This is a genomic window from Vibrio sp. 10N.222.55.A1 (genome assembly GCF_041473835.1).
Classification (GTDB): domain Bacteria; phylum Pseudomonadota; class Gammaproteobacteria; order Enterobacterales; family Vibrionaceae; genus Vibrio; species Vibrio crassostreae_C.
On record NZ_JBFRSX010000123.1, the window covers coordinates 1,657 to 8,927 of the forward strand.

Genomic DNA, 7,271 nt, shown 5'->3' on the forward strand with positions numbered 1-7,271 from the left:
TTTTTCTATCGACAAGGTTAAATTATGGATACAGTTTGTTTACAAGGTGAAGTGGCCGAATGTGGTCTTGCTTGTGTAAGTAGTATCAGTGCTCACTATGATAAAAATGCGCCTCTAAGTTACTTAAGAACGTTATGTCGACCATCTGAATTGGGGACTAGTCTTCATGATTTAATTGGTCTCTTTGGAAAGTTAGATATTAATGCTCGTGCAGTTTCATTTACCCCCCAGTTAATCCAAGAGTTACCTACTCCGTGTATTATACATCTTAATGATAGCCACTATGTCGTGCTAGAGCGGATCAATAGTTATTGTGCCGTTGTTATGAATCCCGCTTTAGGTAGGCAAGTATTAAAGCTTGGTATGTTGAAACTGAGTTTGTCCGGCTATGCTATTGTTTTGGAAGAAAATAGTGAAATTAATGCTAAGCCGTCATTTTTTGGTCTTCCGAGATTTAAAAGCCAGAGTATAAAACTTGATGCTTTACTTTTGTTTTATGGGGTATGTACTACATTATTGTCATTAGTGTTACCCGCAATAATTTTGAATATTAATAACGGTTTTAAGGATTTCGAAAGCTTAGATTTTAATATGTTGTTCTATTTGGTATTAGGACAGATAGTTTCTTTAGTTATAATGTGGCAAAGCTCAAAGCGAACTCTAATGATAGAGGGAGCCACAATGGCTAGAGAAAGTAATAGAATCTATTCTTTGTTCTTGAGCAATAAGATGTCGTTTTTCGAACGCAGGACATCGACAGATGTGACAAATAGATCGCTTAAGTACGTAGGAGCAAAAGTTGCGAAGTCAACAATTTATAATAGTTTGGTTGTTTGTGTTATTCAACTTGTAGTTGCATTTTTTATTGCTGCTTACATTTCGCCATATTTAGCTGCTTTTTTGTTAGTAATATCTTCTATATCATCGTTCTTAGCCTGGATGTCAAGGAAGCATCTAACTCAAATTAACGTAATAGAAGAGTCTTATCAAGAAAACATATTTAAGCATTTTGTAGAATCTTTCAATTCAATTTCAGACATCAAATCAAGAAAAGCAAGTGAAAACCTCTGTGGCGTTAATGATTCTAAAGTGAATCAACTCGTAGAATTTAAGATAGAGTCTAGTTTAAAACACCTAAAGTTTCCAATCACGCAAGAAATCATTGGTATCGTTGATATAATGTTGACGTTATGCCTGTGTTTTTGGTTAGTTCAATACAACAATACACCTTTATCTTCGGTATTTCTGTTTTTTTATACAAAACAAATTTTTTCTGCTTCATTTAGTCGTTTGATTGATATAAATGATTCATTTGGTTCTTTTGATGCAGCAGAAGAAAGAGGAAGAGATGTTATTGAATTTGAAAAAGATAATAGTATTCATAATCTCCATAGGGATAAGGTCGGAGGTCTCCACCGTCGTAACTTCGTCGAAAAGATATGCGTAAATAACTCAATTAGTTTTCCAGAATTAAAAATAACCAAAGGGCAATTAGTAGCTGTGACTGGTAGATCTGGTTCGGGTAAGACGACATTACTAAAAGTATTATCTGGGTTATACAGCGATGCTATATTGAAAAATGATGAAGGTGGTGAAATGGATAATAATATATTAATTGCGTCAAATTATTATCAAGCTACTAACCAAGATTTTATTAGTGGTAGCGTACGTGAAAATATCGCTATGTTCGATGAAAATGTAAGTGATGATGATATTTTTATATTGATAGATAAACTTAGTTTAACACAAGTTGTAGCGTCACTACCTCAAGGTATCCATACGAACATCAGTAATTATACCAATCCATTTTCTTCCGGAGAAAAGCAGCGCATTTTGTTGTGTAGGGCATTACTCTCAGATAAGGATACTTTATTGTTAGATGAACCTACGAGTAATTTGGATGCACTGAGTTGTGATTTGATTGTGGATACTTTAAAAGGAACAGGGAAAACTATTGTTTTCACTAGTCATAATCCTAGGTCAATTAAAAATGCGGATCAAGTTATTGATCTTAACACCATATAGTTAAGGATATGAAGGTGAGTTTACGTAAGGTTATAACGCTAAAATTAGTTGTTTTTGCCGTGTCATCCATTGTTTTATGTTTAAGTTTTATCTATGTAAACGCGATTGTTGATTCCAATAAATTAGGAGGGAAAGGTACGCATGTTGTATCAATTGACAGCATCACTCGCTATGTGGAGTCTATCGGAACGATAGAAGCAGTTAGAATGATTGATGTCGGTGCAAGTGTTTCTGGAGAGATTACCGAATTAATGGTTGGCATAGGTGACAAGGTTTTTAAAGATCAATTATTAATCGAAATTGACCCTACTGTAAGTTCAAACGAGCTTAAAACAGCACAGAACGAGCTTAAGATGGCCGTTGCAAATTTTAACGTAAGCCAAGAACGACTTTTATATGAGAAAGAGCAATTAGAGCTCGTCACGCACTTAGTAAAGGTCGGAAGTAAAACATCACAAGAATTGAAAGAACAAAAACTTGCATATTTGGAGAGTGTAGCATCTTTCCAGAGCAGTAAACTTTCTAAAGAGACAGCGGTGTTGGAAGTAGATTCAAAAAAAGCGCAATTAACTTATACAATGATACGTTCTCCGATAGAAGGGACAGTGGTTTCAATACACGTTGATAAAGGTCAAACTTTGGTGTCAACCCAACAAGTAAGTAACTTGATTAAAGTGGCAAGTACGGATGTATATCGTATTGAGCTTCCTATATCTGAGTATGATATTTCAAATATATCTATTGGGTCTATTGTTGAATTTAATATTTTGGGAGTTTCAAAAGATAATTACACATCAAAAATATCTTCTATTGAGTTGACGCCATTAGATAATAGTTCAAAGGGTGTTAACTATAATGTTTCTTTTAACGTACCTAGAGAGTTGTCTGAAAGTGCTCGTATTGGTATGTCAATAGGTGCAAGAATAAAAACCGCGGAAGCTATTGATGTTGTTACTATTCCTAATCAATACATCCAATATGGCGCTAATGGTGTAGCTAATGTCAATGTATTAGTTGATGGTCATGTTATTGCCAAAACCGTTGAGCTAGGTTTACACGATTTTTTGAAATCGGAAATAATATCTGGAGTTGAGGTCGGTGATGTTTTAATTTTAGAAGGTGTAAATTGATGTCTTTGATTAAAATTAAAGGATTAAATAAAACATACCATAAGGCTGACAGTAGCACTGTTGTGCTAAATAATATTGATTTGGAAATTAATGAAGGCGAGTTAGTTGCCATAGTTGGTAGTTCAGGCTCTGGAAAGTCAACATTAATCAATATTATTGCAGGTCTAGACACTAATTGGACTGGTGATTATTATTTCGATGGAAATGATATGGGAGATTGCGGGAATGAAGAATGGGCGAAAATTAGGAACCGTTATTTTGGTTTTATCTTCCAATTATATAACCTAATACCGTATCTTAGTTGCTTAGAAAATATAAAATTACCTTTATCTTATTTTAATTCAAAAAATTCCCATTATTCAAATAGTATCGTAGAAACCATGAGACGCTTGAATATTGAAGAAGTCAGTTTTAATAAGCCTAGTGAACTATCTGGCGGGCAGCAACAACGCGTATCTATAGCACGAGCTTTAGCTAACAAGCCTAGGATTCTTTTAGCTGACGAACCAACTGGTGCATTAGACGTACAAAATAGCAACGAAGTAATTAAAATTCTAAAAGAAATTAATAATGAAGGAACGACTGTTGTAATTGTTACCCATGATATTAATATTGCTGAGTTGTGTGACAGAAAAATTGAAATTTCTGATGGTAAGGTGATTGATGACGTAAATGAGAACACTAATCTTCTTGGAAAGTTCCATAGTTCTAAGGAAGATAATATTTGTAACAAGAATTTTTTATATCGAGTCAAATACGTGCTAAGGAATTCATTATTCTTATATATGAAGAATAAGACAAAGTTATTTTTGAGCCTTATAGGAGTCATTGTCGGTATTGCAACTGTAGTATTTATTTTATCAATATCCGAAAGTTTCGAAAAGCAAATAATATCAGAGTTGGCACAAATGGGAAACAATACTGTTCAGGCTGAATCTTACGAAGTGAAAAATGGATTATTAAACGAAAGCTCATTTGGTAAGTTGGTTAATTTAAAAGATATCGAACACATATCGCCATATTTACGTGAACACAAAGAATTAAATCAATATTTCAAAAACCCTAAAAAGAATAACTTTAGCAATAGTAGTACAATATTTGGTGTCTCAAGTGAATTCGAAAGTCTAATTAATTTGCAAGTGTTATCTGGGCGACTTATTAGTCCAAGAGACGTAGAGTTTTCGGAATCAGTTATTGTGATTAATGATGTATTAAATACACAATTTTTTGATTCTGAAGGAGCGATTGGAAAAAAAGTAGTTATAGATAATGTTGTTTTTTATGTTATAGGCGTCGTGAAACAAACTGATTTACGTAGTCCACAATCTATTGCATGGATCCCATATTCTACCTTTATCAATCGAATTAGTGATCAAGATTTCATTGATAGTTTCCATTTTACTGTAGTTAAACCTGAATCTGAGAAACTTGTTATTGATTATTTATCTAAGCTTACAAATGATAGTTATACATTTTGGTCAGATCAGGAATATATAGATACTCTTTATCGAGTTAAAAATTCATTCTCAGTTTTTATTTTGTCAATTGCTTCTATCTCTTTGTTTGTTGGAGGTTCAGGGATTATGAATATAATGTTAGCTTCCGTTAACGAGCGGTATTCTGAAATAGGATTACGCCGTGCAATTGGTGCCTCAAAAAAAGATATACTAGAACAGTTTTTAGTTGAGTCTCTTTTTATAACCCTATTAGGTGGATTTTTAGGGGTTTTGCTTTCGGTAGTTACATTATTAATTATAAAAAACATATTGACTGAGTTTGACGTTATATTATCTATTTCTTCCATTTTTATTGGTGTTGCTTTTTCTTTTTTTACAGGGTTGTTATTCGGTTTATTACCTGCAACTAAAGCTTCTAATTTAAATCCAATTGAAGCGCTTTCGAGATGATTTTTAAGAAAAATTTGTATTTGCTTATATCGTGCATCATTTCTGGTTGTAGTAATAATTCCAGCTACGGAAATGAAAGTATTAGAGAGGAACTAGATTTGGATAATTGGTTCTATGAGATAGAAGATTCTAAATTATTAATGGCACCTTATCTTTCCGAATTATTTATTAGTGCCGTTAACAATAATTTTCAGTTACAAACTTCTTTATTAGATATAAAAAAAGGAAAAATTAACAAACGTATTAACGACTATGATAAAAATGTTCAAATGAATGCCAATATCGGAACCTCTCATTCAAAATCACTAGAGCATGGTGGGAATTCTAATAATAGTTACACTACTTCTGTTGGTGTATTTTATGATTTTGATTTCTTTGGTAAGAAAAGCGTCGAAGATAAGTTGAACTTAATAGAACAAGAGTTGTTATTCTTAGATTTTTTGGGTCTTAGAAATGATGTTGTTACGTCACTTATCAATGAATACGTATCAATATCAGCTAATAAGTTACGACTTAACTTGCATAGACGAATTAAAGCTATTCGTATCGATGCGCTGAGAATCGAAAAGGAACGATTTGAATCTGGCGTTTCTGTTAACTCTGAAGTTATATTTTCTCAAAGAAAATTAGATTATGAATTGAAAGAAATAAAAAAAATTAACGAAGAAATTTTTGATTCAGTTAACAAAATAGAGAATTTAATCGGAAGGTCTGAAGTTGTTGATCCAAATGAAATTAGCGAACTTGACATTATAAATTTGCCTGAATTTAAAATTTCTGATTTGCCAGAAATTGCTGGCACACATTACAATGTGTTAAGTTCGATGCTTAAAATCAAATCTAGTTCATTAAAATTGGAGCGTGAGGAGTTGGAATGGTACCCGCAAATTTCCATATCGGGAACAATCGGTACTCAGGGGGATAAGTTGCTTAAGCTTTTTGAGAATCCAGCTGGTGCTTTGTCTTCTACAATTATTCTACCTTTTATTGAGTGGCATAAACGTGCTGTTAATGTCGATTTGCTTAATGTTGATTTATCGATATCACACTTAGATTATGAATATAAGGTTGGTTCCGTTGTAGATAATATGAACAACGCTTTAATTAATCTATATTCAGCACAAAGAGATTATGAATTTAGCCAAGTTGATTTGTCTGCTACTGAATTGACTAACTATTATAGTTTGAGTGAATATGATTATGGGTTTACATCAAAGTACGAATATCTTCTTTCAGAAGTTGAGCTATTAAATTCCAAATTGGCTCAAGTTGACGCTCAACATGCCTTTGTGAATGCCAAGACTAATTTATGTTCTGCACTCGATTATCATGGATGCTTCTAATTTGCTTTGATGTAATGTACACATCTCTCTTTTAACATAGCTGCGCCAACTAAAGGTATAGCCATTAAGAGTAGGAGTAACAACCATGTTTATTCAAGTTGTCGATAATAATTTCTTCCAAGTTTGCATTTTGAATATTGATGGAACTGTCTCGTCAAACCGGAAGGCTCATCGAGACAAGTTGCTCCACACAAGTTACCTACTTCCAGGTAATGGCTGATGAGCTATGGAGTAATGTTTAGCAAGTCTTGTTAGGGCTTGGTTTTAAGGTATCGGCTGATGCCAGCGTCACATTTTAAACTCAGTAATAGTTGCGCGTTTCTCCTGAGAGCCTATTGTTCGCCGAGTTATGAAATGTTGTTCTATGCCCAAAATCAAGCCTTTTGGGTGTTCCAAGACGTGCCTGAGTGCGGTATTTATGACAACATGAAAACCGCAGTAGATACAATGAAGAAAGGTAATAAGCGTTAGTCAATCGACGCTTTTTAATGGTCAACCATTACCTTTTCGAAGCTGACTTTTGTAGTCCCACTGTAGGGTGGGGGAAAAGGGCAGTAGAAAAGAACGTTCGTCATGCGAGGTCAATCATTGGCCAACGCATCCCGAGAGTAACAATGCTTGAATAACTACTTGGCTTGAAGCGCATTGGGTTCAGGAATGGCAATCGCGCCAGCCCCTCAATATAGTAACCAAGCCATTGAATAAGTCTGGTTCAACGAGCGCTCTCACTTAATGAAAGTAACGGCGCCATTCTATGGCTTTATCGAGTAAAGCAAGCGAGTGTCCTCGACATGTTTGGTACACTTCGATATAAATAATATTCAGTACCAACGAGTTACGCTAACCACCAGGGCGGGAGCATACTT

General features: G+C 34.1%; 4 protein-coding genes. All 4 read left to right on the plus strand.

Annotated elements, in window-relative coordinates; all coding sequences use genetic code 11:
• The first annotated feature begins 24 nt into the window (after positions 1–24).
• The 4 genes from AB4493_RS21860 to AB4493_RS21875 all read left to right on the plus strand — a co-directional run bounded on the left by AB4493_RS21860 (position 25) and on the right by AB4493_RS21875 (position 6,405).
• Positions 25–2,025 (plus strand): cysteine peptidase family C39 domain-containing protein, encoded by a 2,001-nt coding sequence (locus AB4493_RS21860; RefSeq protein ID WP_136973893.1) that lies wholly within the window; start codon positions 25–27, stop codon positions 2,023–2,025.
• A 14-nt stretch (positions 2,026–2,039) separates the two neighbouring features.
• Complete coding sequence (locus tag AB4493_RS21865) at positions 2,040–3,155, plus strand: efflux RND transporter periplasmic adaptor subunit (protein ID WP_170962792.1); 1,116 nt, start codon at positions 2,040–2,042, stop codon at positions 3,153–3,155.
• Positions 3,155–5,062 (plus strand): ATP-binding cassette domain-containing protein, encoded by a 1,908-nt coding sequence (locus AB4493_RS21870; protein ID WP_372155812.1) that lies wholly within the window; start codon positions 3,155–3,157, stop codon positions 5,060–5,062. Before AB4493_RS21865 ends, AB4493_RS21870 begins: the two co-directional genes overlap by 1 nt.
• Positions 5,063–5,160: 98 nt before the next feature.
• Positions 5,161–6,405 carry a TolC family protein gene (locus AB4493_RS21875; RefSeq protein ID WP_170962793.1) on the plus strand — a complete coding sequence of 415 codons (1,245 nt, stop codon included), beginning with the start codon at positions 5,161–5,163 and terminating at the stop codon, positions 6,403–6,405.
• Positions 6,406–7,271: the final 866 nt, after the last annotated feature.

Coding starts and splice junctions, on each gene's coding strand:
- AB4493_RS21860 (WP_136973893.1), top strand. CDS start 25: ATGGATACAGTTTGTTTACAAGGTGAAGTGGCCGAATGTGGTCTTGCT.
- AB4493_RS21870 (WP_372155812.1), top strand. CDS start 3,155: ATGTCTTTGATTAAAATTAAAGGATTAAATAAAACATACCATAAGGCT.